This is a genomic window from Plantactinospora sp. WMMB782 (assembly GCF_049179135.1).
Taxonomy (GTDB): Bacteria; Actinomycetota; Actinomycetes; order Mycobacteriales; family Micromonosporaceae; genus Plantactinospora.
Map to the genome: position 1 here is coordinate 6,264,164 of NZ_JBMHMC010000007.1, position 25,322 is coordinate 6,289,485.

The window sequence follows — 25,322 nt, forward strand, 5'->3', positions numbered from 1 at the left end:
TGGGCCTGCCCACCGGCCTCGACGGGCATCGCTACCTGGGAAAGTAACTCCCCGTCCGGTCATGGGTACAGATAGTGGTACGAGCTGTTTGTACCACGGTTAACCCTGTTGCCGGACCCGCCGGTCCGGCGCAATGGGACTTGCTAACTGCAAGGTGCAGATCTCTCGATGACGAGCCGTGGGAGTGAGTCTTGGCCTCGACCACCCGATCCCACGCGGCCCGACCCCAGCCCGTACGCCGGCGCGGGTGGAAGATCGCCTCCCGGATGCGCATCATCGTGGCCGCACCACTGGTCGCGGTGGTCGGGTTCGCCGGACTGGCGCTGGCCGACAGCGCCCGGCAGGCCGAGCAGGCCAGCGACCTCGGCGTACTCGCCGAACTGGGCGCCGAGGCCGGCCGGCTGGCCTACCAGCTCCAGCGGGAACGGGCCGCCGCCGCCGACCTGTTGACCGCCGCCGCCTCCCGCCAACAGGACGCCTACGCCCGGCAGGCCGCCGACACCGACGAGATCGTCGCCCGCTACCAGCGGCAACGCGCACTCGCCCCCGAGCCGGCCGTCGGGCCCGGCAGCGTACTGGCCCGGATCGACAACGCGCTGGCCGGCCTGCCGCCGCTGCGCACCCAGGTGCGGACCGCCGCGCACGCGGCCGTCTCGGCCACCACGTTCAGCTACCGGATCATCATCGCGGACCTGCTCGCCTACCGGGAGTCGATCGCCCAGGGCATCGTCTCCGCCGAGGTCGCCGACGGCATCCGGGCCGCCGCCGCGCTGTCGAAGACCGCGGAGTCGCTCGGCCAGCAGCAGGTCGCGGTGCTCCGGGCGATCGCCGCCGGCCAGCTCACTCCGGCGATGCAACAGGACATCACCGCCGCCCGGACCGGCTTCACCGAATCCAGCCTCGCCTTCCTCGGCCTCGCCCCCGGGCCGTGGCAGGTCTGGTGGGAGCAGGCCGGCAGCGGCAAGGAGATGCTCACCCTGCAACGCCTCCAGGACCAGGTCTCCCGGGCCGAGATCGGCGCTCCGCTGGAGGTCGACACCAACGCCTGGATCGGAGCCACCCAGGGCTGGGCCGCCCGGCTCTTCGAGGTGCAGCAGCGGGTCGACTCCGCGGTACTGGCCGAGGTGGACGCGGCCCGGGTCGAGCAGCGCTGGCGGGCCGTCGCCGAGGGCGCCGCGATGACCGTCGCGCTGCTGCTGACCGTACTCGTCACCTGGGCGGTCGCCAGGCAGATCACCCGGCGGCTGCGGCGGCTGCGGGACGCGGCACACACCGTCGCCTACAGCGAGCTGCCGGCGATGGTCGCCGAACTGCGCAGCCTGGACAGCGCCGGCATCCATCCCGAGGCGCTGGCCCGAGCCTCCGCCAACACCCTGGAGGCGTCCACCGGGGACGAGATCGGCGAGGTCGGCGAGGCGTTCGCCGCCGTGCACCAGGCAGCCGTGCGGACCGCCGCCGAGCAGGCGGTGATGCGGGCCAACACCGCCGACATCTTCGTGCATCTGAGCCGCCGCGAGCAGCGGCTGGTTGACGCGGTACTGGCCCAGGTGGACAAGGTCGAGCAGGACGAGACCGACCCGGAGCGGCTACAGCAGCTCTACACCCTGGACAGCCTGGCGACCCGGATGGGCCGGATCAACGCCAGCCTGCTCGTGCTCGGCGGCGTGGGCGTCGGCCGGGTACGCCACGAGGACGTACCGATGCAGAAGGTCGTCCAGGCTGCGCTGTCGCAGATCGAGCACTACACCCGGGTGCGGATCGGCGTCGTCGACCCGGACGTGGCGGTCGCGGCCGACAAGGTCGACGAGGTGGTGCACCTGCTCGCCGAGCTGATGGACAACGCGACCACGTACTCGCCGCCGGAGACCGAGGCGTGGGTGACCGCGCGCAGCCTCGGCGACCGGGTCATCGTGCAGGTCAGCGACGAGGGTGTGGGGCTCTCGCTGCAACGGCTGGCACAGCTCAACGACCTGCTGTCCCGGCCACCGGCGACCGACGTGGCGGCGGTCCGGGCGATGGGTCTGGTCGTGGTCGGTCAGCTCGCCGGCCGGCTCGGGGTGGCGGTCGAGCTGCGCCCCGGCCCCAAGCTCGGCACCATCGCCGAGGTGTCGCTGCCGGCGACGCTGATCCGGCCCGTCCCGCCGGAGACCCAGCAGCTGGCCCCCGGCCGCCTCGCCGCGATGCCGGAGGGCCGGGCCCGGGGCAGCGCCGCGCCGGTCACCGGGTCGACGGCCACCCCGAACGGCCCGCCCCGGCGGCCGGCCGGGGAGCGGGCGCTGCCCGCCGCCTCGGTCTTCCGGCCACCGGCGCAGCGGACCGGCCGGGGTGACGAGCCGACCCAGGAACTGGTCATCTTCGAGCAGGTCAACAACTGGTTCCGCACCGACCGCTCAGGAACTCCGTTCGGCACGCCGCCGGGCAACGGCACGCCGCCGGGCAACGGGACCCAGCCGGGCAACGCAACCCGGCCGGGCAACGGCACGGTCGCCCCGGCGGAAGCCGCTCCGGTACCCGCCGGCCCGCCGGCCGACACGCCCGGCGGGACCGGCGGATCCAACGGCGGCCGTGCCCCGACGGTCTGGCAGACCCGGGGCGACGCCGGATGGCGGGCCGCCACCGGGCTGGTCACCCCGGACATCAACGCCACCACCTCGTCCGGGCTCCCGATCCGTCAACCGCAGCGGCACCTCGTGCCGGGCGGCGTTGCCCTGCCCCCCGAACAGCAGCCGGTTTCGGAGCACCGCGACCCGGCCGAGGTGGCCAACGCGATGGCCGCCTACGCCCGGGGGGTGGCCGCCCGCCGTCCCAAGCTGGTGAACGCCTCGGCCACAAGCGACGCGACAGGGAGTACCACGTGAACCAACGAGATCTCGGCTGGATGCTGGACAGTTTCGTCGAGCGGGCCCCGGAGGTCAGCCACGCGATCGCCATCTCCAGCGACGGCCTGATGGTGGCGTCGACCCGGAACCTGCCGCCGGACCGGGCCGACCAGCTCGCGGCCACCGGCAGCGGCCTGGTCAGCCTGCTGCGGGGGGCCGCCGGCTTCTTCGAGGCCGGCGCGGTGATCTCCAACGTCACCCAGCTCGAAGGCGGCTTCATGTTCTCGATGGCGTTCAACGACGGTGCCTCGCTGCTGGTCCTGGCGGCGCCCACCTGTGACGTCGGCAAAGTCTCCTACGAGATGACGGAACTGGCGAACCGGATTGGAGACGTACTGACGCCGGCGGCCCGCGCCGCGGTGGCACACGGACGCTGACGGCGACCCGACGGTCCCGGCCCGCCGCCCGCCGCACCGCACCGGTGTCGTCACACCGGTGTCGCCGTACCGGTGTTGCCGCACGGTCCGGCGCCCACCCTCCGGTGGCCCGGCCCCGCCGTACCGCCGTACCACCCCGGTCGCCTCCGCTCTCCCGGCGGCCAGCACCACGACCCGCACCTCATCCCCACAACCTTCCGCACCCCCTCGACTGGAGAAGTCATGCCTTTCCCCACCGGTACGAGCCGGCGTCGCGTCCTGACCGGCGCGTTGCTCGCCCTCGGGTTGACCGTGGCCGGCAGCGCCTGCAACAGCGCCGACGACGCCGGCGGCACGCCGGGCACGATAAAGATCGGTCTGCTCGCCTCACTCTCCGGCACCTACGAGGCCGTCGGCACCGAGATCCGCGACGGCTTCGAGCTGTACCTGCGGATGCACGACGGCAAGCTCGGCGGCCACAAGGTCGACCTGGTCGTGGCCGACGAGGGCAACGGCGCGCAGACCGCCGTACCGGCCGCTACGAAGCTGATCAAACAGGACCGGGTGCAGGTGCTGACCGGCATCGTCGGCGGCGGCTCGGTGGCCGGGGTCGCCCCGGTGCTCGCCGAGGGCAAGATCCCGTTCGTCGGCTCCAACGGCAACCCCGGGCTGAAGGACAACTCCCGGTCCTGGTTCACCTCCTACCTCTCCGACGAGACCGGGGCGGCGATCGCCGAGTACGTCCGGGACAACGTCAAGGGCGAGGTCTTCGCGATCGGCCCGAACTACCAGGGCGGGCACGACCAGCTGCGCGGCTTCACCGAGACGTTCACCGAGGTCGGCGGCAAGCTGGCCAACCCGGACGGCAAGACGCTCTGGACGCCGTTCCCGCAGACCACCAACTTCCTGCCGTACTTCGCCAAGATCAAGGAGTCGGGTGCGGCGGCGGTCTACACCTTCTACGCCGGCACCGCCGCGGTGGACTTCGTCAAGCAGTACGCCCAGTCGGAGATCAAGGACCTGCCGCTCTACGCCGCCGGCTTCCTGACCGAGGGCGGGGTGCTGAACGCACAGGGCGAGGCGGCCCGGAACATCTACTCCGTACTCAACTACTCGCCCGACCTGGACAACGCCGAGAACCGCTCGTTCGTGGCGGCCTGGAAGGAGGACCACGACGGTTCCCCGACCACCTACGCGATGGCGTCCTACGACGCGGCGGCGGTGCTGGACAAGGCGATCGCGGCGGCCGGTGACAACCCCACCCCGGAGGAGATCAACACGGCGATCGCCGGGCTCGGCCAGATCGACAGTCCACGCGGCACCTGGCAGTTCTCCAAGACGACGCACTCGCCGGTGCAGAAGTGGTATCTGCGGCAGGTCCGGCAGGACGGCCGGGCGCTGTCCAACACCGTCGTCGGTGACCTGGCGACCGTGGGCGGATGACGGCCCAGGCGGCACCGGTCCTCGGCCCGGTCGACCCGTACGTGATCCCGGCTCTGGACGGAGTCGCGTACGGGTTGCTGCTCTTCGTCGCCGCCTCCGGGCTGGTCTTCTGCTTCGGGGTGGCGAACATCCTCAACCTGGCGCACGGGCTGCTCTACGCGATCGGCGCGTACCTGGCCGCGGCGCTGACGGACGGTGGCTGGGGCAGCCTGCTGCTCGCCCTGGGCGTCGGGACGGTGGCGGCGGCCGGTGCCGGCGGTGTGCTGGCCGGCCTGCTCGCCCCGGTCGCCCGGCGGGACCACCTGACCCAGGCGCTGCTCACCTTCGGGGTGGCGCTGGCCGGGGGAGCGCTGCTGGTCACCGCGTTCGGCCCGGACAGCCTGCCGGTGCACATCCCGGCCGCACTGGACCGTCCGGTGGAACTGTTCGGCTACCGCTACGCGGCGTACCGGCTGGTCTTCATCGGGGTGGCGGCGCTGATCGCGGTGCTGCTCTGGCTGACGGTGGCCCGCACCCGGGCCGGGATGCTGGTCCGGGCGGCGGTCGACGACGCCGACATGGTCGCCTGTCTCGGGGTGAACCCGGCCCGGATCCGGCTCGGCGTGCTCGGCGCGGCCGGCGCGCTGGCCGGGGCCGCCGGGGTGCTCGGCGCCCCGATCATCGGTCCGGCGCCGACCACCGGCGACACCGTACTGCTGCTCTCGCTTGTCGTGGTGGTGCTCGGCGGTCTCGGATCGGTCCAGGGAACCCTGCTGGCCGCCCTCGCGGTCGGCGAGATCCAGAGTCTCGGCGTCGCGCTGGCGCCGACCGCCGCGCCGTTCCTGCTCTTCGCGGCGATGGCCGTGGTGCTCGCCGTCCGGGCACGCGGGCTGCCCGGCCGGTTCCTCCGGCTCCGCCCCGGGGGTACGACGTGAGCCCGGCCGCCGCCCGGCGCTGGCTGACCCGGGGGTACGACGTGAGCCCGGCCGCCGCCCGGCGCTGGTTGACCCGGGCCGGGGGAGCGGGACTGCTGCTCGTCGCCGTCGCGGTCCCCTGGTCGGTGGACCCCTACACCACCTCGCTGGCGGCCCGCACCCTGGTGCTGGGGTTGGTCGGGGTGAGCGTGGCGCTGCTGACCGGGCTGGCCGGGCTGCCCACGCTCGGCCAGACCGGCCCGTACGCCGCGGGTGCCTACGCCGCTGCCCTGGTGGCCATGCACGTCTCGCCGGTCGGCGTGGTGCAGGTGCTCGTCGGGGCGGCGACCGGGGCCCTATTCGCGCTGCTCACCGTCCCTCTGGTGGTGTACGCCCGAGGGGTGGTGGTCCTGATGATTACCCTGGCCATCGGTGAACTGACGGTTACCGCCGCCACTCGGTGGAGCTCGGTCACCGGAGGGACCGACGGGCTCGCCGGAATCCCGGCGATCCGGCCCGTCTGGGGCATGGCTCCGCTGGCCAGCGACCGGGCACGCTATCTGTACACACTGGTCGTCGTCGGGGTGGTGATAGCGGCCATGGTGATGTTGCTGCGTACACCGGCAGGGCTGCTGCTGCGGGCCAGCCGGGACGACGAGGCCCGGATGCGGGCCTCCGGACACCGGGTCACCGGCTACCTGGCGGTGACCTTCGTCGGGGCGGGTGCGGTGGCGGGGGTCGCCGGAACGCTGCTGATCACCGCACAGCAGTTCGTCTCGCCTGCCGACTTCGGCTTCGACGTCGCCGCGCTGCTGCTACTCGGCGTGGTGATCGGTGGTGCGACGTCGATCGGTGGTGCGATCGTCGGCACCGCGCTGGTGATCGCGGTACGGGACTGGCTCTCCGGCCTGCTGCCCGGGTACGCCCCGCTGCTGCTCGGTGCCCTGTTCGTGCTCACCGCCTATCTCTTCCCCCGGGGCGTGGCCGGTTTCTCGACCGAACTCGCCTATCTGGTCAGGTCCCGTTCACGGGGCCGGACCGGGCCGGGGGACCGCCCCGGGACGGGAATCCAGGGCCGCCCGTCCCGGGGCGACCCCGTCGCCGCCGCCCGGGTGGGCACCGGCGGGCCAGCCGGCGGGGAGTCGCGATGACGGCACTGCGGACGACACTGCGGACGGCCGGGTCGGCCGGCGGGGAGTCGCGATGACGGCACTGCTGACTGCCGAGGCGGTGGTCCGCCGGTACGGCTCGCTGGTCGCGGTGGACCGGGTGGACCTGCGGGTCGCCGACGGCGAGCGGCACGCCCTGATCGGGCCGAACGGCGCCGGCAAGACGACGCTGCTCGACCTGATCGGCGGGGCGACCCCGGTCGACGGCGGCCGGATCGTCTTCGCCGGCCGGGACGTCACCCGGCTCGGTCCGGCCCGCAGGGCCCGGATCGGGATCGGCCGGATCCACCAGCGTCCGGCCGTGTGGTCGTCGCTGACCGCCCGGGAGAACGTCGAGATCGCCGGCTGGCACCGGGCCGGCGGGTTCCGGTCGATGGGCGGCCGGAGCCGGCGACGGCTGCGGGAGAGCGCCGAGGCGCTGCTCGACCGGGTCGGGCTCGCCGTCGTCTCGGCGGTTCCGGCCGGTCACCTGTCGCACGGCCAGCGGCGCCAGTTGGAGATCGCGATGGCCCTGGCCGGCCGTCCCCGCCTGCTGCTGCTGGACGAGCCGGCCGCCGGGCTGTCCCAGCTGGAGGTGCAGCGGCTGGCCGAGTTGCTGGCCGGACTGCCCCGGGAGGTGTCGGTGCTGCTCGTGGAGCACCGGCTGGATCTGGTGTACACCCTGGCCGACACGGTCACCGTGCTGCACGACGGCCGGCTGGTCGCCACCGGCGAGCCGGACGAGGTCCGCACCGCCCCCGCCGTCCGGCGGGCGTACGCCGAGGCGGTGCGGTGATGCTGCGCATCCAGGGCCTGCACGCCGGTTACGACGGCGGCACCGTGCTGCACGACGTCGACCTGGAGGTGCCGGCGGGTACGGTGCAGGCGCTCGTCGGCCGCAACGGCGCCGGCAAGAGCACCCTGGTGCACGCCGTCGCCGGGCTGCTGCGGCCGTACCAGGGGATTGTCTCGGTGGACGGCGCGGACCTGGCCGGCCGGCCGGCGCACCGGGTGGCTCGGGCCGGGGTCGGGCTGGTGCCGCAGGGTCGGCGGGTCTTTCCCCGGCTGACCGTGGCCGAGCACCTGACGCTGGCCTCCTCGCTACGCCGCCGGGGCGGCTCGCGGTCCGGTCCGAACTGGACGGTCGACGGGGTGCTGGAACTGCTTCCCCGGCTGGCCGAGCGGTTGGGCCATCGGGGCAACCAGCTCTCCGGCGGGGAGCAGCAGATGCTCGCCATCGCCCGGGCGCTGCTCACCCAGCCCCGGGTGCTGCTTCTCGACGAACCGGGCGAGGGGCTCGCCCCGGACCTGGCGGCCCGGGTCCGGGAACTCGTGACCCGGCTGGCCAGGGCCGGGTTGTGCATCCTGCTCGTCGAACAACAGCTCCAGCACGCGGTCGAGGTCGCCGACCGGATCGCGGTGCTGGACTACGGCCGGCTGGTCTTCGCGGACTCGACGGCCGCCGTGCGCGCCGACCCCGCCCCGGTGGAGGCGGTACTCAGTGTGGCGGGCGCGGCCACGCCGGGCGGAACCGGACCGGTCCCGCCCGGCCAGGAGTCGCCGGTCCCGACCGGACCCGACTCCGCTCGCTCCGGGTCAACGGGAGGCCCGGACGCGCTCGTTCCTGGTTCCGACTCCTCGGCGGCTTCCAGCTCTTCCGGTTCCGCCACGACCACGTCCGCTTCCTCATCCGCTTCCTCATCCGCACCCTGAGAAACCGTCGGATTCCGACGCTCCGCGCACCGCCGACTTCGTGTCCGCACCGGTACCCCCACGTTCCTCCGGTGCCGACGCGCGATGACGCCTGGGCGGATCGTCGTGACAGATCATCACGAAGGAGGTACCGATCGTGACTGCCACCCCTGTCAAGAGCAGCTACGCGTTCGACAACCGCTCTCCGGAGGCCGAGGCGCAGATGCGCGCGCTGGAAGCGTTCCTCGACCCGATAACGGCGGAGCGGCTCGCCCCGGTGCTGCGGCCCGGCGCGAGGTGCTGGGAGTTGGGTGCCGGCGGCGGCTCGATCGCCCGGCACATGGCCCGGGTCGTCGGCCCGACCGGCCTGGTCGTCGCCACCGACATCGAACCGTCCCGGCTGGAGCCGGCGGACAATCTGCTGGTACGCCAGCACGACGTGCGGACCGGTGCGCCCGAGGGTGGCCCGTTCGACGTCATCCACGCCCGACTCGTCCTGCTGCACCTTCCGGAGCGGCGGCGGGTGCTCGCCGAGCTGATCGGTGCGCTCGCCCCGGGCGGCTGGCTGGTGGTCGAGGAGTTCGACTGCACCGCCGGGTTGCGGGTGCTGGCGGCCCCGACCGACGACGCGGCGAAACTCTTCCAGAAGGTGATGGAGGCGACCCTCGGCATCCTCCAGGACCGGGGCGCCGACCTGGCCTGGGCGCAGGACGTACACACCGAGATGGTGCTGGCCGGGTTGATCGACGTGGACACCATCACCCACTCGCAGAGCTGGCCGGGTGGCTCGACCGGAGCCTCGCTGCACGAGACGAACTCCCGGCAGCTCGAACCCCGGCTGCTCGCCACCGGACTCTCGCCTACCCAGTTGGAGGGGTTCCGGGAACTCGCCAAGGATCCGGCGTTCGCGTCGCTGTCGTACCAGTTCGTCTCCACCCGGGGCCGGCGGCCGGGTCCGGGCACCGTGAACTGACCATCTCCCCGCCAGTGGGCGGCGGTGCGGGGCCGAGGGCGGTCGCTTCCTCCCCAGCGGCGGGCCGCCGCGACACCCGCCGACCTGACTGGCCGGTCCGGCGGTCGACCGGAGCGCTGCGGTCGACCGCCGGACCACCACATTCGTCGGCCCGGGTTCGGTGGTCGCGGTCGCCTGGCCGGCGGTGCGGTCGGGCGGCGGTGCGGTCGGCCGGCTCGCGATGGCTGGCTGGCCGGCGGTGCGGTCGGCTGGCTGGCCGGCGGTGCGGTCGGCTGGCTGGCCGGCGGTGCGGTCGGCTGGCTCGCGGATCTGCTAGGGCCTGTGTCGAAGTCGGTGCCAGGGCTTGAGCTGTTGGGTGAGGATCTTCGCGTGTTGGTGTTCGAGGTGTAGCGAGGTCTCCGGTATCTGGTTCAGCGACCAAGCAGAACCCGAAGACCGGAGACCTCGTGGACACCCTAGCGGTGGCGAGGCGGCACGACCTGACCGACGCAGAGTGGGTGGCGCTGGAGCCGCTGCTGCCTGCGGGGCGTAGGCCAGGTCGGCCGTCGAAATGGACGAAACGGCAGCTCATTGATGGGATCAGGTGGCGGACACGGGTCGGTGCTCCGTGGCGGGATGTTCCGGAGTGCTACGGATCCTGGGCCGCGGCGTACGGGCTGTTCCGGCGTTGGCAGCGTGATGGGACCTGGGCGAAGATCTTGACCGTGTTGCAGTCCCTTGCTGACTCGGCCGGACGTGTGGTCTGGGACGTGTCGGTGGACTCGACGGTCGCCCGGGCGCATCAGCACGCTGCCGGGGCGCGTAAAAGGGGGATCTGCAGGCCGAGCCGCCGGGCGGGGTCATGGTCGAGCCGACCGATCACGCGCTCGGCCGGTCGCGGGGCGGGCTGACCACGAAGCTGCACTTGGCCTGTGAGCAGGGGCAGAAGCCGTTGTCGATCGTGTTGACCGCCGGGCAGCGCGGTGACAGCCCGCAGTTCATCGCGGTGCTCGACGGGATCCGAGTGCCCCGTCTCGGCGCCGGCCGACCCCGGACCCGCCCGGACCGGGTCCTGGCCGACAAGGCGTACACGTCGAAGGCCAACCGCCGCTACCTGCGCCGACGCGGCATCGCCGCGACTATCCCCTCGAAAGCCGACCAGGACGCCAACCGGCGCATGCTGGGGTCCAAGGGCGGCCGACCCCCGGCCTTCGACCCCGAACGGTACAAGCAGCGTCATGCCGTGGAGTGCGGCATCAACCGGCTCAAGGGCAACCGGGCCGTCGCCACCCGCTTCGACAAACTCGCCGTCCGCTACGAAGCCACCGTGCACATCGCCGCGATCAACGAGTGGCTGTAACCGACTTCGACACAGGCCCTAGGACGCCTGCCGGACGGGCATGTCGGCCAGCCAGGCGTCGGCCAGGTCGCCGAGGGGAACGTCGAGAGCCTGGCTGAGGCAGACCACCGTGCCGAACGCCGGTGCGGGCAGCCGGCCCGCCTCGATCTTGCGCAGCGTCTCGGGGGAGATGCCGGCCGCCAGGGCCACCTCGACGAGGCTGCGGCCGCCCCGCGCGGCCCGCAGGGCGGTCCCGAGTCGCTGGCCAGCGGCGATCTGTTCGGCGGTGAGTGGTTGGCGCACCATCCCAGCAGGATATCCCCCGGAACGCCGCCGAGCTGGCGTGGTATAAAAATACCGCAGAGCAGAGGAGGCTTTCGTGATCGAGTTCAAGTCCGCCGAGGAGATCGGCCGGATGGCGGTGGCCGGCCGGTTCGTCGGGGAGTTGCTCGCCGAGTTGAGCGGTGTGGCCGCGGTCGGGGTCAACCTGATGGACCTCGAACATCACGCCCGCCGCCGGATCTCCGAACGCGGCGCCGAGTCCTGCTACTGGGACTACGCACCCTCGTTCGGCCGGGGTCCGTTCCGCAACGTGCTGTGCCTGTCGGTGAACGACGCGGTGCTGCACGGCCTGCCGCACGACTACGTCCTGCGCGACGGTGACCTGCTCAGCATCGACATGGCGGTCGGTATCGACGGCTGGGTCGCCGACTCCGCGCTCTCCGTCGTCGTCGGCACCCCCGATCCGGCCGACCTGAGGCTGGTCGAGGCCACCGAGGTCGCCCTGGAGGCCGCGATCGCCGCCGCCCAGCCCGGCGGTCGACTCGGTGACATCTCCGCCGCGATCGGCGAGGTCGCCCGCTCCTACGGGTACGGCGTCAACGCCGAGTTCGGCGGCCACGGCATCGGCCGCACCATGCACGAGGCCCCGCACGTGGCCAACAGCGGTCGGGCCCGTCGGGGCCTGAAACTCGATCCCGGGCTCACCCTCGCCATCGAGCCCTGGTTCTGCCGCTCGACCGACAAGATCAGGTACGACGAGGACGGCTGGACGATCCGCTCCGCCGACGGCTCCCGCACCGCCCACTCCGAGCACACCGTCGCTATCACGGCGGACGGACCCCGGGTCCTGACCCGCCGTCCTACTCGCGACACCAGCTCGGCCGACCCCGGTGAAAAGCCCGCCGCTGCCGCCTGACCGCAGGTGCCTGGCCTCTGCCGCTGCCTGCCTCGGGGCGGAACGCGGGGCCCGATGTCGGCGTACAGGTCCGGGTACGGAGGTGGCTACGCCGATCTCGACCTGCGCCGGGCGACCGGCCCCCTCGACTTGACAGATGAGTGCATCCGATCACGCCGAATTGAGGAGCTGGAAGTCCCCTTGGCATCATGCATCGTGAACGGACGTGCGGAACAGGTTGAGGTGGCATGGTACTGGAAGCGCCCACAGCGGCTCGCTCGCTCCTGCGTCCCCTGGAGCGCAAGGACATTCCGGCACTCGCTCAACTCACCCGGGCCAACCGAGAGTTCCTGGCGCCGTCGAGTCCGCTGCGCCCGGAGGAGCACTTCACAGACGAGGGACAGGAGCGCGCCGCCCTCGCAAGCCTCCAAGCGGCGGAGAACGGCACCGCGCTGCCGATGGTCATAGTCGACGGGGCCGGTAATCTCGTCGGCACGCTGAACATCAACAGCATCATTCGAGGGGCGTTCCAGTCCGCGAGCATCGGCTACTGGATTTCTCAGGACCGCAATGGTAAGGGCTTTGCCTCCGCAGCGGTGGCTGCCGCCAAGCGGACCGCCTCTGACCAACTTGGCCTGCACCGACTCCAGGCGGAAACCCTGGTTGACAACGAACCGTCCCAGCGGGTTCTGATCAAGAACGGCTTCGTACAGTACGGCCGAGCCCCGGAGTACCTCAAGATCGCCGGCCGATGGCAGGACCACCTGCTGTTCCAGGTCACCTTTCCCGACGCCGAGCAGCAGTCCTGAGGAGCGCTCGGTCGACGTCCGGATCTGCTGCTTCCAGGGCGCTCGGTGACCGGCGGAGACGTCGCGCTCCGCACAGGTCACCAGTTCGCCAGACTCGAGGCTTGTCGGGACGGTAGGCCGTTGGCCCTTCTGCCGGTCAGCGGTGGCTGACGACGTTGACCACATTGCCGTCCGGGTCGCGGACGAAGAAGCGCCGGACGCCCCACTGCTCGTCGGTGATCGGGTGCACGATCTCTGCGCCCGTCGTGCGTACCGCCTCGTAGGCGGCTGAACGAGGTGCCGGTGCGGACGCTGCGGAACACTCGGACCGTGACGTGCCGCAGCATCCTGGTCTAGCCGCGGTTCGGGTGCGCCGGGCCCAGTGCCCCACGCGCGTAGTGGGCATGCAGAACGCACACGTCCCGGTGTGCGGATCGAATGCCGCCGTGGTGACGGTGGCACTGTGCACGACCATCGGAGCGGGCGGAGAATGTGACCGATGAGTATCCGGATTCTGGTAGCCGACGACGCGGACGCGTACCGCGATACGGTGGTTGCCCTTCTGGATCTGGAGGACGACTTGGAGGTCGTTGCCGAAATCGCCTCGGGCGACCAGATCGTGCCCACCGCGCTCGAACTCGAGCCGGACGTCGCGCTGCTGGACATCGATCTGCCCGTGGTCGACGGGCTCGCCGCGGCCGCGCGGCTGCGGGCGCGGTTGCCGACGTGCCGGGTCCTGATCCTGACCGGCCTGGCCGCTGACGACCACGTACACCGGGCGCTGGCCGTCGGTGTGTCAGGGTTCCTGGTCAAGGACGGCACCGCCGACGACCTCGTCCGCGCCGTGCGCGGCGCCGCCCGCGGCGAGCGGGTCTACCCCGCCTTCCCGGCCTGACCCGTCCGCGGGCAGGGCGAGCCGGGCGGTCAGCTCGAACCGGCCGTCCTCGACGTTCGTCTTCAACTGCCCACCCCGGGCCTGTACCCGGGCGGCGAGGTTCGCCAGACCCCGGCCGCCGACCGGTCGGCCGTGCGTCGGCGCGGGCGGCGCTGCCGGTGCGGCGCCCGCGCCGTCGTTGGCGATCCGCAGGCTGACGGTCACCGCGTTGGCGCGCAGGTCGATGTCGCACCGGGTGGCCCGGGAATGGCGCAGCACGTTGGTGACCGCCTCACGGAGCACGGTGGCGAGGACCGCGTCCACGTCCGCCGGAACCGACTCCGCGCCGGTCGTCGTGACCTCGACCCGTACGCCCGCGGTGCCAAGCACGTCGCGGGCGGCCACGAGTTCGGTGCGGATGGACAGGCCCGGTTCTCCGGCCGTGACCGCGCGGATGTCGGCACGTGCCTGTGCAGCCAGCCGCAGCAGCTTGTGAAGTTCCATCTGCGCTCTGGTGTCGTCGCGGCCAATCAGTCGACCGGCCAGGTCGCACTTGAGCGCGATGGCCGACAGGCCCAGTCCGAGCAGGTCGTGGGTGTCCTGGCCGACGCGCCGGCGTTCCCGCTCTACGGCGGCACGCGCGAGGTCCCGGCCGATGGTCTCCTGTTCCTCGGCCAGGTCCCGCAACCGGGACAGCCCGTATACCGCCAGCCCGGTCGATGTCGTCAGCCCCACCAGATACACCACCCCGTCGACGTCGCCCGGCTGCAGCACCAGCCAGTACGCCGCCATGCTGGAGCTGATGACGGCGAACGCCGCTCCGGCCAGCCAACCCCGCAGCAGCAGCAACGCCGAGCCGGCCGGAAAGGCGGGCAGCCCGAGCAGCGAGGCGTTGACGAATTCGGTGAACGGCAGTAGCGCCTGAACGGGTAGCGTGACGGGCCAGCCGCGGGGACCGCCGCCGGGCCGACCGGCCAGGGAGTGGTAAAGCTGCAGCGCGACGATGGCACCGACCGCGACCACGGCCACCGCCGTCAGCGCGCGGCTGGACGACGAGTCGAAGACGATCATGACATGGTGAATCGCATAGGCGCCCAGGTCGACGACGAGCACCAGCATGGCCAGCCGTGGCGCCACCGTGCGGCCGGTACGCCACCGCGCCGGCGGGACCCGCTCGGGTTCCGGCTCGGGGTCTGTGACCGTTTGCCGTACCTGTTGCGCCGCCTGCCGGGCAAGTCCACCCGCGTCGGCCAGGTGGGCGCGGGCAGGGTCCAGGTTGAGCGGCAGCTCCCGCAGCGCCGCCACGGCGCGCACTGTGACGGCTTCCAGGCGATCACCGATGGCCGCGCGCAGGCGGCCCGCGGACTGCAGACGCTCCCGGGTGACCGCCAGCCCGGCCAGTTCGGTGCGGGCCGCGCGCAGGTCCACGACCAGATCCGACAGGCGCACCAGACCGAACAGCGGTAGAGCCATGCCGATCGGGACGACGAACACCCAGCTGTAGGACTGGGCGCCGGTCGCCGGGTAGGCGCCGTATACGCCGATGCGGATCGCACCCTCGATAGCCAGGATGGCGCCGAACAGAAGCCACGACACCGGGGCCCGGACGGCCAGCAGCACGAGCCCACCGAGCAGGCCCGAGAGGCCCAACACCCAGGTCTGGCCGTAGATGAGGAATGGGACGTACGTCAGCACGGCCTGTGCGGAGAGCAGCCACCACCGGTGGCGGTCCCACACCGCCCGGCCGCTGGGCAGGGTGTACAGCAGAGGCAGCGCGAACAGGGCGAACGCGATGCCGGCACCGGTGGCACCGTTCCCGTGGTCGACCGCGACGCCGGCTCGGGCGGGCAGCAGCAGGCACAGGAAACCGGTGGGGACCGTCCACACCAACCTGGGTGTGAGCGGCCCGTGCGCACCGTCATCGGCCATACATCACCTCCCGCTGGCCCCCGGCACAAGGGGCTCACTGTAGCGAGGGGCTGCTTCAGAAGAGCGTCAGCGAGGGGCTGCTTCAGAAGAGCGTCGTCCGCCGGGTATTCCAGGGTCTTGGCCCGCCACCGGGCGCTCGGAACGTCCACCGTGCGGGCGAGATCACGTAGCGTGCCCCGCTGCCGTTGAGGCGCAACCGTGTGCAGGTCGCCAGCACGAGCCGAGGATGGCAACGGCACCGCGGCGTTTGTGCACTCTGCACACCGGACCAGCGCCGCCGGTGGCCTTACAGCCAGCCGGCGTCGGTGGCGATGCGAACGGCATCCACCCGGTTGCGTGCGCCCAACTTGGTGACTGCCGCCGCCAGGTAGTTCCGCACGGTCCCGTAGGACAGATACATCTCCACGGCGATCTCCGCCGCCGACGCACCGGCCGCGTGGCGGCGGAGAACGTCGGCCTCCCGGGGGGAGAGCGGATTGTCGGACGTCTCCAGGGCCGCCAGCGCCAGCTTCGGGTCGATGATGCGCTCCCCGGCAGCCACCCGGCGCACGGCGTCGATCAGTTCCTCGGACGGCGCGTCCTTGACCATGAATCCGGATACCCGGATGGCGAGGGCACGACGGAGGACGCCGGGCCTTGCCAGGCCGGTCAGGATGAGGGTGCGGCAGTCGGGCTGGCGCTCATGCAACTCGGCGGCCGCGGTGAGCCCGTCGGTACCGGGCAGGTCGATATCGATCAAGGCCACGTCGGGACGGTGCTCGAGCGCCGCGGGCACGATCTCGTCGCCGGAGGCGAGTTCGGCGACGACCTCGAGGTCGTCCTCGAGCCGCAGCAGGGCGACGAGGCTCTCGCGCAGGATCCGCATGTCCTCGGCGAGCAGAACCCGAATCATCTGTACTCCTGGAGCAGTGGCGATCCGGCGCGGGCGACTCTCATCACTTTCTGGGTCGCCGGTCACCCGAACGTACACCAGATGCGCCGCGGTGCCGGGACGGCGCTGTCCGGCCGCGGCCGAGCCCGCACCACGTCAAACTGCACGTGCCGGCCCGTGCCAACCCCACCGCGACATCGTGACCGAGACACTGGCCGTGCCTGAACACGCCGGGCGAGAATCGGCCGGTGGCTCCGGCACGGGCATCTGGATGCGGATCCGCCGCCACGGGTGGGCAAGCACACTGGAGATGAGCGGTGCCCCGCCGAAGACACAACCGCGAGGAGATCCTTGATGACCGGGTCCCACCTACCCACGAGCGCCCTGCCGCCGATCGTCCCGGCCGAGGACTGGGCCGCCGCGTACGAGGCCATGCTGGTCAAGGAGAAGGAGTTGACCCGTGCGCGCGACGAGCTCGCCGCCCAACGGCGCAGGATGCCCATGACCCCCGTGGAGACCGGCTACCGCTTCCTGGGCCCGGACGGCGAGGTCGGTCTCCTCGACCTGTTTGCCGGCCGGCGTCAACTTCTGGTGTACCGCTTCTTCTACGACCCCGGCGTCGAGGGCTGGCCCGAGGCCGGATGCGGCGGCTGCTCGATGTTCGCCGACAGTGTGACCCACCCCGCCCACCTGAACGCGCGTGACACCACACTGGTGTTCGTGTCTGCCGCATCCCAGGAGCAGGTCCACGCCTACCGGCGGCGGATGGGGTGGAGCGTGCCTTGGTACACGCTCCGGAGCGACGACTCCGCCAACGACTTCTCCCGGGACTTCGACGTGGCGGACATGTTTGGCATCAACGCGTTCCTCCGGGACGGCGATCAGGTGTACCGGACCTACTTCGTCAACGGCCGTGGCGTCGAGACGGTCGCACACGCCATGACGTTCCTCGACCTAACGCCCCTCGGCCGACAGGAGCACTGGGAGAACTCCCCCGCCGGCCGTCCCCAAGGCGAGCCCTACCAGTGGTGGCGCCGGCACGACGAGTACGGCCGGCCATGAGAACCCCTCCTCGCTTCCGCCGCGCGGAGCCTCATGACGCTCAGGCGTTGGAGGAGCTCCAGAACCGGTCCGCCTCGCATTGGAACTATCCAGCGGGGTACTTTGACTGGGCCGGGGACGCCCGGCGGATCAGGGAGTCGTACATCCGCGAGAACCCCGTCTACATCCTCCTCGATGGGCGCGGGCGCGATGTGGGCTTCTACAGCTTCACGACCGAGGACGACGAGCTGCTGCTGGACAGGATGTTCGTCGACGTCGACCAGATCGGCCGGGGGCACGGACGGACCCTCTGGGAGCACGCGGTCCGCACAGCACTCGACCTCGGCCGGTCCGACTTCATCATCGGCGCCGACCCGAACGCGGCACCGTTCTACGAATCGATGGGCGCCGAATGGTACGCGTCCAAGCCGACCGAAGAGCCGACCTGGACGGTGCAGATGTACCGCTTCACGATAAGCCGGCAACGGCGGTCCCCGCGCTGACCGCCTGATCCCGGCTACGGTGGCGATGAGGGATTCGGCAGCCGCTCATAATCGCGGTCCAGGCGCCGACAGCGTGACAGCCAGCCCAGCGTGAGCTCCACGACCCAGTGGCGTGGGAGTACCTAAAAGCCTTTGATGTCGTCGTTGCGTCCGACGATCTGCAACGCGATGCCGACTCGGACCGGGCCCAGTCGATCAGCGTGGCGTCGACCGCGTCGGCGTAGCCGCCGTCTGACCAGACCGGGCCGATGTGCGGATAGCGGGCCGTGATGCCGGTCAGGACGAGCTTCGCGCCTGCCCGGTCCTGGACGCCGGCCGAGTGCACCACGTGGGCCAGCAGCAGTCCGTTGGTGTCCACCAGCAGATGCCGCCTACGGCCACGAACCCTCTCACCCGCGTCAAAGCCGATCTGCTGCCCGCCGCAGGACGACTTCGCCGACTGCGCATCCGGCACCGCCGCCGACGGCTGCGGGTCACGGCCCTCGGCGGCACGGACCGCGTCACGCAGCGCGTCGTGGATCTGATCCCACACGCCCAGCACACTCCACCGCCGGAACCATCGATACGCCGCATCCCCCGGCGCGAGATCATGCGGCACCATCCGCGGCTGCCGCCCTGGCAACGGCATCTCGACACCCTCGCCGTCGACCGGCCCGCCGCGTGGCGACGGGTGCCACGTGCCGGAAGGCGTCTCGGGGGTGACCTGGGAGCGGTACGCCGGACTGCACGGCGTGGCGTCCAGCCGGACCGACAAATGCAAAGTGCAGCCCCGTGGGCGTGTGACCCACACAGTGAGGTCGTGCTGGTAGCACTGGTTGTGTTCGACCTGGTGAGACGAGACTCGATGAGGAGAGAACCCCCTGGCGATGAGGTCGCCGAGACGTTCGGAGGGCAGCAGTATGCGATCAACAAGCGAGGCCCGCCCACCGCTGGCACAGATCCCCAGCCTGCGTCCCCACCGGCGTTGGAGCACACCGCTGCTGCGCCGATGGCCGACCGCGCTGGCGCTGGTGATGACCGCCGTGGGGTTCGGCGGTAAGGATTCACCCGAGGTAGTGGCGCCGCTGTGGGACGCGCTGATTCTTATGCAACTGGGTTATCTGGTAGTAGCCAAAGGTCACCGACGGCAGGCGTCGTGGCCCGTCATCGTGACCGGAATGACCACCATCATCGTCCTGCGGGCGCTGGACGTGATCGCTCCATCAGCCGTGTTCGCCGCCGTCGCGCTGGTCGTGCTGATCTGGGGTGCCATCGATGGCCAGCTCCGTCGCTCGGGCGCATTGCAGGCGCAGGCGCTGGGAATGCTGGGGTTTGGCGCGCTAGCCCTGGTCGGGCTGATCGTAGAACCGGACCTGGGCCGCTACCTGGTAGCCGCTGGCCTGTTCCTGCACGGCATCTGGGACTTGGTCCATCTCCGACTCAACAAGGTCGTGGCCCGCTCCCACGCCGAATGGTGCTTTGTCCTGGACATCATTCTGGCCGCCGAATTGGCCTTCAAGCTCTAAAGAGCATGGTAAATAACCCGTTCTCTCCCTTGATCGGTCGGTCAGCCGGACTCGCGGATCAGCCGCTCGACGGTGCACCGCCACCGGCACGTTCCAACTCCGCGCAGCGAAGAAACGAGCGAACCCCGCCGGACGCCGATCATTTCCGCCCACTCCGCGCACACGGTCGCCGTCACGGCTGACGGTCCCCGGGTCCTGACCCGCCGCCCGACCGCGACACCACCTCGGTCGATCCCGGCGGAAAGCCCGCCGCGGCCGCCTGGCCCGCAGATGCCTGACATCTGCCGCGGCCTGTCTCTGCTGCTGCCTCTCCCGCTGCCCGCCCCGGGGGCGAGAGGCGGGGCAGTGCGAGGTCCGTTGTCGGCGTACAGGCCCGGGTGTCGAGGCAGGTAAGCGTGTGGTTGCGCCACGCAGGGTCGGACAATGCATGTCCGACCCTGCCGGGAATGACGGATCGTCTGGCCGGTCTGGCAGCCGGCTTTGCCGTGGGCGAGGGTGGCGGTCTCGCCCGCCACCGGGTCCGCTACTGCGGGGCGGCGTTCTCGGCCTCCTTGAGCACGGCCAGACTCAGCCAGGAGGTGAATTGCTGGTCGATGACCTGGCGCCCGCGCAGTGCGTTGAGCACTGCCTGTGGCTGGGTGACCTGCCACACCTTGACGTCGAAGCTGGGCAGCCCGTCGTCGTTGAAGTGTTGTTGCGGCAGGAACGGCAGCGCCCGCCAGGCGATGCCGGCGTTGCGCAGCTGGTCGACCTTCATGAACGTGCCCAGGTTTGTCAGCAGGGTGGGCAACGGCACTGCCCGGCCGCCGCCGTAGGTGGTGCGCAGGTTCTGCAGCGTGCTCAGCTCGTTGCCGCTGACGGTGACCTCGGCCCGCTTGAGTTCGGCCCACCACAGCGCGTCGTACGCGCCGAGATACCCCTGGAACAGCGCAGCCGTACCGTCGGTGGCCCGCTCCAGGACGAACTCGTGGATGGCGTGGTTCACCACGTTGATCAGTACCGGGCCCGGGTAGTCGGCCTGGACCAGCTGGGTCAGCGTGGCGGCACCGTCGGTGCCGTACAGCCCGCTCTCCTCGGCCACCAGCTCCACCTGGCCGCCCAGGTCCTGGACACGGCCGATGAGGTATTTGGCTGTGGAGCCACAGGCACCGAAGAAGTTGCGGAACTCAGACCCGGCGAATTTCATGTTCACCGGGTCATACCAGGTAAGCACGCTCTCCGGATGCCGGGCCACGCGGTGGGTCGTCAACTGCTGCGGATACGGGGTGCCCGGCACCCAACCCTGCAATGCGGTGTCCACCTCGCCCCAGGTGGCAAACCGCCAGCGTTCGGCAACCGTGTCCGCAGCAAGCGCGGCGAACCCAGGGCTGCCCAGCCACGCCGCGCCCTGGACGAGTGCCTGGTACACCTCGGTCTGCTGCAGGTCGAGCAGGGAGGAGTACTCGATGGCCGCCTGGCCCCTGCCAATACGCACCGTGCCGGCCTTCTCCACACCGGACGGAACGGTGTAGTTCAGCGCGACGGCGTTGGGTGGCACAGCCGATCCGCCGGTCCAGTTCGCTTGCTGCAGCACCGCCAGCGCCTTGACCAGCGCGTCGGCGTCGACGAACTTCCACAGCTTCGTCGAGCTGCCGAACAGCAGGGGCGGTATCCCGGCTGACACCGCCCCCACCGCAGCGGCATGCTGGGGCAGATTCCTTGCCCGGTAGACGAGCGAGCCGACCTTTACCGTCACGTTGTTCCTCCTCCATCAGCCCTCACACGAGCCATCGGGAACACGATGGGCCACGGCACCTTACCGATGCAGTCACCAGGGCGACACGCCATGCAACCCATCCGTCTGGTGCGGCTACCACTCGTCAAAGGCCAACCCGGTGACCAGCGCCAATCTCTGGGTCAACGCCCGGGGCACGCTCCGAAGAGACTTGTTCCCGACCCGACGCCCAGCGACGGAATCCGCAGCACGCGCCCAAGGGCGGGTCTGTAGGCACCTGGTCCGAGGACCTATTCGCCTTCGGAAGCCAGGACCCGGAGATTCAGGCGAACCCGTTCGAGTGCTGCTATCAGGGCTGTCTGCTGGTTCTCGTCCATTCCCGCGGTGGCGGTCTCGGCGAGCCGTCGCCAGGTCGCCTCGATGGCCGGGATGGTCGAACGACCCTTGTCGGTAAGTCTGACGAGGGTGGCCCGCCGATCCCCGGGCACGGGCTCGCGGACGAACCAGCCGCCCCGGTCCAGGCGGCTGAGGCTGCGGGTCACGGTCGGCTGCTCCACGCCCAGCTGCGCGGCGATCTCCGTGATGAGCATGCCGTCCGGTTTTGCGCCGAGAGTCCAGAGCAGGACGTCCTGCCCGGGATGCAGGTCCAGGGCGCCGAGCAGATCGGCCTGGGCGGACCGGTAGAGCCTGGCCACCTTGACCAGGGCCTTGTTGGTGGCCAGGACATCCGCGAGTTCCACGACGGCAGTCTACGAGTTGACGTGAGCGGCCCGGTCATTGCATAGTCGGCTAACCTATAGCTGGCTAAGGAGTTGGCATGGAAACCGGCATCACCGGCAGGACTGCTCTGGTGACGGGTGGATCCGGAGCGATCGGACGAGCCACGGCGCTGCGACTCGCCGCCGAAGGCGCCCGGGTGGGCGTGACCTGGCACGGCAACAGGGACGGCGTGACGGAGGTCGTCGATGACATAACCAGGGCGGGCGGTACCGCGTACGCCGTGCGCCTGGACCACCTGCACACCGCAGCCGCGAACGACGTCCTGGCCGAGATCGGCGAGCACCTCGGACCGGTCACGATCCTGGTCGCCAACGCCGTACGGTGGCCGTCCTTCGACGACGACGAGATCGAGGGCCTGACCACGAGCCTGGACGCCAACACCATCGGCCCGGTGGCGTTGATCGACGCCGCCCTGCCAGCGATGCGGGCCGGCGGCTGGGGCCGGATCGTCGTCGTGTCCACGGACATCGTCGAACAGCCCATGGCCGGGCCGCTCGCCTACGCCACCGCCAAGGGAGCGATCGAGACCGCCGCCCGGGTACTCGCCGTCCGGGAAGCCCGGCACGGCATCCTGACCAACGTCGTCCGTCCCGGCTTCACCCTCACCGACAAGGCCCTGAACGCTCCATTTCTCGGGCCGGAGGCGGTCGCCGCCGAGTCGGCCAGGACACCCACCGGGCGGATCTGCACGCCCGACGACGTAGCACAGGCCGTCACGTTCCTGGCGTCGGCGGCCAACGGTCACGTCAACGGGCAGGCCCTGTCCGTGGCCGGTGGTCGCGAACTGGTCCGCTGACGGAGGCCGAGGACGGCAGGGGTGGGGGCGCACCGGGCGATGACGTGGGCCAGGTCCCAGGTCTGCGCATCGATTCCGTGCCGGTGTGCCCCCACCGCACCTTGGTTGAGCTAAGCGGTCGGCTCGACCGGCAAGCGGCGGATCTTGAAGGGCAGGTTCGGCTGCTGGCCGGTCTGCAGGCGGAGGATCTGTCCTTCGGCGACCCACAACCAGTCGCCGACCCGGACGACGGACGACGGCTGGTCGACTGTGGCGTAGTCGGTGACGGCGCCGGTACGGACGTCGATCACGGTGACCGGGCCCGCGTTCTCGGTGACGACCAGCCGGTTGGTGTCGAGCATGCGGATGCCGTCAGGGTTCTGCAACGGGCGCGACACCGGCACCACCACGGCCGGCCTGGCGGAACCGTCCGCGGCGATGTCGACCCGGACCAGCCGGCCGCCGCTGTAGTTGGTGGTGTAGAGGCTGGACCTGCCGTCGTACGCGATGCCGTTGATCTGCAGCCCGCCCGTCGGCTGGCTGAAGGCCGGGTCGGCCGACCAGACGCTCAGCGTGCCACCGACGGCGGAGTTCGGGCTGGGCGTGGTCAGCTTCAGGATCCGGCCGGGCAACGCGGGTGACTGGGTGGGGTCGACCGTGTCGGTGATGAACACGTCGGCGCCCACCAGCGCGATGTCGGCGCAGACGCCCCGGTCGGGCACGGTGTAGGTGGCGACGATCGACCTGGTGGTCAGGCTGAACGCCCGCAGCACCGTCGGCGTCTGGAAGCTCAGGTCGATGCCGCAGGTCCAGAGTACGTTGCGGGCGCGGTCGGCCAGGATGCCCGCGGTGCCGAGGTTGACCCCGGCCGGTACGAACTCCTCCGCGGTCCAGACACCCTGCCGGAACCGTACGACGGCACCGGTGACGATGCTGGCGGCGTAGACGTCCCAGCCGGCGGCGGTGACGCTCTCCGGATGGAAGTTGTTCCCGGGGACGATGAGCGTGGCGGGCGGAGTTCCCGGCGGGGTGAGTGACGCGGACACCGGCGGGGCTGCCGCCACCGTCGCGAGACCCAGGCTGAGCACGGCGAGAGCCGCGCCCACGCGCTTGTTCATGCAGGCTCCTTGCGTTCGACCGCACGGGAGCGACAGCAGGCGCCAGGCACGCGGCGGCGCCACGACTCGTCCGACCAGACGCCCCCGTGCATCTGCGGAAGAGAATCTCGTCCAGCAAAGCCGATCATTGTCTGCGGGGCAAGTCCCGCCGCCTACCGGCCCGGGCGAGGAGGTCGCCCACTCGCGGAGTCGTGCGACGCAGGCCCTGTTCGGCGGCACTGCAACCTTCGACGACACTGCATGATGAAGCCATGCTGGCTGTCCTGGACCTGGTGGACGGGTTCGACGAGTTCGCGGCCGGGGGCTTGGCGGGCGACCTCGTCAACCGGTGGCATCGTGACGTCGTCGAACCCGATGCCGAGATCTTCACGGCGGTCCGTTCGTGGGTCGATCCCGGTGCGGCTCCCGACCGGATCCCCGGTCTGGTCGCCCGGCGGGCCGAGCAGTGGTTCAGCGGTGCCGTCGATCGGTGCGGCGAGCTGCCCGGACGCTGCGGTTACTGGCTCGGCTGGCAGCTCCTCGGCCAGATCGTCGGCGGGGAACCTCTCGAGACAGCGCTGCACTGGCCTCTGTCGACGGCGACGGCCAGGCTGCGGGCCGTGCTTTGCGGATCTGTTGACGGTTGAGCGTCGTGGCGACCGTCGTCGGTGACGCGGCGAGCCGCGTTCCAGGTCGCTAGGAGGGGCTGCTCCGGACCGAGGTGCTGTTTGTAGGCTGTCGAGCTGCCCCGCCTGTGCGCCCGGGTTTCACGGGCATCGGCCGCGCCACCGACCAGCGGGCCGGGTCGGGTGGCGTGGCGGTCAGCGGCGGCGGGGTACCCAGTAGAGGATCTGCCCGGCGAGCAGTGCGGGATGCGTGTCGGGCTGCTCGCGCAGCGCGCGGGCGAGGTGCGCGCCGAGGTACACCATCAGACCCACCCGGTCGTCACGGTAGGCGGTCGCCAGCGCCAGCCGGGCCGGCCGGCAGGGCCAGGGGGCCGCGCACCTGCGGCACCGGTACGACGGGTGCGCCGGGATGTGCTTACGCCAACGCTCCTGCGGCCGATCACCTGTCACACCCGCGCGCCACGCCGTGTCCGGTGCTCCTGCCCGGGTGTCAGTCCACCCGCCCGGCCGTTCGCCAGGTGTGCCCGGGTGGGCGCGTCCCACCCGGGCCGCCGATTGCGCGCCCGATCCCGGGCCGGCGGCGGGGACGCGTCAGGTGTGTCGGGCGGCGGCGCAACCGCAAGGGTACGGATCTCGGCCCGCTCCACCTCCGTCAGCTCGACCTCGGCCGGCTCCGCATCCCCCGGCTCCACCCCGGTCAGCTCGACCAGAGGCGGCGGCTGGTGGGGCGTGGGCACCAGCTGCACCGATTCCGGGCAACGCCAGCGCCAGCCGCAGCGGCAGTACCGCCAGAGTCGGCGCCAGTCCCGGCGGTGGTGGGACCGTGCTGCGGTCAGGTGCCGGAACAGCCTTCTCATCGCAACCTCCTCGGGAGTTGGAGGGGAGCCGGCCCCGGTGGGGGCGGGGCCGACTCCCGGGACGGTTCCACCCGGGCGCCTGG

The 25,322-nt window shown here is 71.2% G+C and carries 26 protein-coding genes; 17 read left to right on the forward strand and 9 right to left on the reverse strand.

The genetic code is table 11. The annotated features are described in order from the left end of the window. The first annotated feature begins 266 nt into the window (after positions 1 to 266). The 9 genes from ACN28A_RS29950 to ACN28A_RS29990 all read left to right on the forward strand — a co-directional run bounded on the left by ACN28A_RS29950 (position 267) and on the right by ACN28A_RS29990 (position 10,723). Positions 267 to 2,858, forward strand: a complete 2,592-nt coding sequence (locus ACN28A_RS29950) for a nitrate- and nitrite sensing domain-containing protein (protein ID WP_421400808.1) — start codon at positions 267 to 269, stop codon at positions 2,856 to 2,858. A 20-nt stretch (positions 2,859 to 2,878) separates the two neighbouring features. Continuing rightward, positions 2,879 to 3,256, forward strand: a complete 378-nt coding sequence (locus ACN28A_RS29955) for a roadblock/LC7 domain-containing protein (protein ID WP_421404708.1) — start codon at positions 2,879 to 2,881, stop codon at positions 3,254 to 3,256. Between the two features lie 222 nt (positions 3,257 to 3,478). Then, positions 3,479 to 4,678: an ABC transporter substrate-binding protein gene (locus ACN28A_RS29960; RefSeq protein WP_421400811.1), complete on the forward strand. Its 1,200-nt coding sequence runs from the start codon at positions 3,479 to 3,481 to the stop codon at positions 4,676 to 4,678. Continuing rightward, positions 4,675 to 5,592 carry a branched-chain amino acid ABC transporter permease gene (locus tag ACN28A_RS29965; RefSeq protein WP_421400812.1) on the forward strand — a complete coding sequence of 306 codons (918 nt, stop codon included), beginning with the start codon at positions 4,675 to 4,677 and terminating at the stop codon, positions 5,590 to 5,592. Before ACN28A_RS29960 ends, ACN28A_RS29965 begins: the two co-directional genes overlap by 4 nt. Further along, positions 5,589 to 6,722 carry a branched-chain amino acid ABC transporter permease gene (locus tag ACN28A_RS29970; protein WP_421400815.1) on the forward strand — a complete coding sequence of 378 codons (1,134 nt, stop codon included), beginning with the start codon at positions 5,589 to 5,591 and terminating at the stop codon, positions 6,720 to 6,722. The genes ACN28A_RS29965 and ACN28A_RS29970 overlap by 4 nt, the downstream gene beginning before the upstream one ends. A gap of 52 nt (positions 6,723 to 6,774) precedes the next feature. Further along, positions 6,775 to 7,515: an ABC transporter ATP-binding protein gene (locus tag ACN28A_RS29975; protein ID WP_421400818.1), complete on the forward strand. Its 741-nt coding sequence runs from the start codon at positions 6,775 to 6,777 to the stop codon at positions 7,513 to 7,515. Next, positions 7,515 to 8,432, forward strand: a complete 918-nt coding sequence (locus ACN28A_RS29980) for an ABC transporter ATP-binding protein (protein ID WP_421400821.1) — start codon at positions 7,515 to 7,517, stop codon at positions 8,430 to 8,432. Before ACN28A_RS29975 ends, ACN28A_RS29980 begins: the two co-directional genes overlap by 1 nt. A 136-nt stretch (positions 8,433 to 8,568) precedes the next feature. After that, the gene (locus ACN28A_RS29985) at positions 8,569 to 9,384 is read left to right on the forward strand and encodes a class I SAM-dependent methyltransferase (RefSeq protein ID WP_421400823.1); all 816 of its coding nucleotides are present in this window, start codon (positions 8,569 to 8,571) and stop codon (positions 9,382 to 9,384) included. Between the two features lie 461 nt (positions 9,385 to 9,845). Then, positions 9,846 to 10,723 (forward strand): IS5 family transposase gene (locus tag ACN28A_RS29990; RefSeq protein ID WP_421404710.1). Its coding sequence is split into 2 segments (ribosomal slippage): positions 9,846 to 10,235 and positions 10,238 to 10,723, totalling 876 coding nucleotides; the frame shifts between segments, so codons are not numbered across the junction. Positions 10,724 to 10,741: 18 nt separating this feature from the next. On the opposite strand, the gene ACN28A_RS29995 is transcribed toward ACN28A_RS29990, so the two are convergent. Next, positions 10,742 to 11,008 (reverse strand): helix-turn-helix domain-containing protein, encoded by a 267-nt coding sequence (locus tag ACN28A_RS29995; protein ID WP_421400825.1) that lies wholly within the window; start codon positions 11,006 to 11,008, stop codon positions 10,742 to 10,744. Positions 11,009 to 11,081: 73 nt separating this feature from the next. Here ACN28A_RS29995 and map point away from each other — a divergent pair, with 73 nt between their 5' ends. After that, entirely contained in the window at positions 11,082 to 11,900 is an 819-nt protein-coding gene (map, locus tag ACN28A_RS30000) for a type I methionyl aminopeptidase (RefSeq protein WP_421400827.1), read from the forward strand. Between the two features lie 227 nt (positions 11,901 to 12,127). Then, a complete protein-coding gene (locus tag ACN28A_RS30005) occupies positions 12,128 to 12,688 on the forward strand; it encodes a GNAT family N-acetyltransferase (RefSeq protein WP_421400829.1) in 561 nt (186 codons plus the stop codon). 136 nt (positions 12,689 to 12,824) lie between these two features. Here ACN28A_RS30005 and ACN28A_RS30010 read toward each other — a convergent pair whose 3' ends face one another. After that, entirely contained in the window at positions 12,825 to 13,142 is a 318-nt protein-coding gene (locus tag ACN28A_RS30010; RefSeq protein ID WP_421400831.1) for a VOC family protein, read from the reverse strand. 24 nt (positions 13,143 to 13,166) lie between these two features. Between ACN28A_RS30010 and ACN28A_RS30015 the strand changes: the two genes are divergently transcribed. After that, positions 13,167 to 13,562: a response regulator gene (locus ACN28A_RS30015; RefSeq protein ID WP_421400834.1), complete on the forward strand. Its 396-nt coding sequence runs from the start codon at positions 13,167 to 13,169 to the stop codon at positions 13,560 to 13,562. Here the strand turns inward: ACN28A_RS30015 and ACN28A_RS30020 are convergent. Then, a complete protein-coding gene (locus ACN28A_RS30020) occupies positions 13,464 to 15,470 on the reverse strand; it encodes a sensor histidine kinase (RefSeq protein ID WP_421400836.1) in 2,007 nt (668 codons plus the stop codon). The genes ACN28A_RS30015 and ACN28A_RS30020 overlap by 99 nt on opposite strands. A gap of 286 nt (positions 15,471 to 15,756) precedes the next feature. After that, positions 15,757 to 16,362 (reverse strand): response regulator transcription factor, encoded by a 606-nt coding sequence (locus tag ACN28A_RS30025; RefSeq protein WP_421400839.1) that lies wholly within the window; start codon positions 16,360 to 16,362, stop codon positions 15,757 to 15,759. Between the two features lie 333 nt (positions 16,363 to 16,695). On the opposite strand from ACN28A_RS30025, the gene ACN28A_RS30030 reads away from it, so the two are divergent. Then, positions 16,696 to 17,403, forward strand: a complete 708-nt coding sequence (locus ACN28A_RS30030) for a DUF899 domain-containing protein (RefSeq protein ID WP_421400842.1) — start codon at positions 16,696 to 16,698, stop codon at positions 17,401 to 17,403. A 47-nt stretch (positions 17,404 to 17,450) separates the two neighbouring features. Beyond that, positions 17,451 to 17,885 (forward strand): GNAT family N-acetyltransferase, encoded by a 435-nt coding sequence (locus tag ACN28A_RS30035; RefSeq protein WP_421400845.1) that lies wholly within the window; start codon positions 17,451 to 17,453, stop codon positions 17,883 to 17,885. On the opposite strand, the gene ACN28A_RS30040 is transcribed toward ACN28A_RS30035, so the two are convergent. Continuing rightward, on the reverse strand, positions 17,851 to 18,639 hold the full coding sequence (locus tag ACN28A_RS30040; protein ID WP_421400848.1) for a transposase: 789 nt from the start codon (positions 18,637 to 18,639) through the stop codon (positions 17,851 to 17,853). The genes ACN28A_RS30035 and ACN28A_RS30040 overlap by 35 nt on opposite strands. A gap of 145 nt (positions 18,640 to 18,784) precedes the next feature. Here ACN28A_RS30040 and ACN28A_RS30045 point away from each other — a divergent pair, with 145 nt between their 5' ends. Further along, on the forward strand, positions 18,785 to 19,390 hold the full coding sequence (locus tag ACN28A_RS30045; protein WP_421400851.1) for a hypothetical protein: 606 nt from the start codon (positions 18,785 to 18,787) through the stop codon (positions 19,388 to 19,390). Positions 19,391 to 19,913: 523 nt separating this feature from the next. Here ACN28A_RS30045 and ACN28A_RS30050 read toward each other — a convergent pair. Then, entirely contained in the window at positions 19,914 to 21,125 is a 1,212-nt protein-coding gene (locus tag ACN28A_RS30050) for a hypothetical protein (RefSeq protein ID WP_421400854.1), read from the reverse strand. Between the two features lie 269 nt (positions 21,126 to 21,394). Continuing rightward, on the reverse strand, positions 21,395 to 21,844 hold the full coding sequence (locus ACN28A_RS30055) for a MarR family winged helix-turn-helix transcriptional regulator (RefSeq protein WP_421400857.1): 450 nt from the start codon (positions 21,842 to 21,844) through the stop codon (positions 21,395 to 21,397). Positions 21,845 to 21,921: 77 nt separating this feature from the next. Here ACN28A_RS30055 and ACN28A_RS30060 point away from each other — a divergent pair, with 77 nt between their 5' ends. Then, positions 21,922 to 22,680 carry an SDR family NAD(P)-dependent oxidoreductase gene (locus ACN28A_RS30060; RefSeq protein ID WP_421400860.1) on the forward strand — a complete coding sequence of 253 codons (759 nt, stop codon included), beginning with the start codon at positions 21,922 to 21,924 and terminating at the stop codon, positions 22,678 to 22,680. Positions 22,681 to 22,790: 110 nt separating this feature from the next. Here the strand turns inward: ACN28A_RS30060 and ACN28A_RS30065 are convergent, their stop codons facing one another. Continuing rightward, entirely contained in the window at positions 22,791 to 23,777 is a 987-nt protein-coding gene (locus ACN28A_RS30065) for a hypothetical protein (RefSeq protein ID WP_421400863.1), read from the reverse strand. A gap of 251 nt (positions 23,778 to 24,028) precedes the next feature. On the opposite strand from ACN28A_RS30065, the gene ACN28A_RS30070 reads away from it, so the two are divergent. Continuing rightward, a complete protein-coding gene (locus tag ACN28A_RS30070) occupies positions 24,029 to 24,403 on the forward strand; it encodes a hypothetical protein (RefSeq protein ID WP_421400866.1) in 375 nt (124 codons plus the stop codon). 425 nt (positions 24,404 to 24,828) lie between these two features. Here the strand turns inward: ACN28A_RS30070 and ACN28A_RS30075 are convergent, their stop codons facing one another. Beyond that, positions 24,829 to 25,239, reverse strand: a complete 411-nt coding sequence (locus ACN28A_RS30075; protein ID WP_421400869.1) for a hypothetical protein — start codon at positions 25,237 to 25,239, stop codon at positions 24,829 to 24,831. Between the last annotated feature and the right edge of the window lie 83 nt (positions 25,240 to 25,322).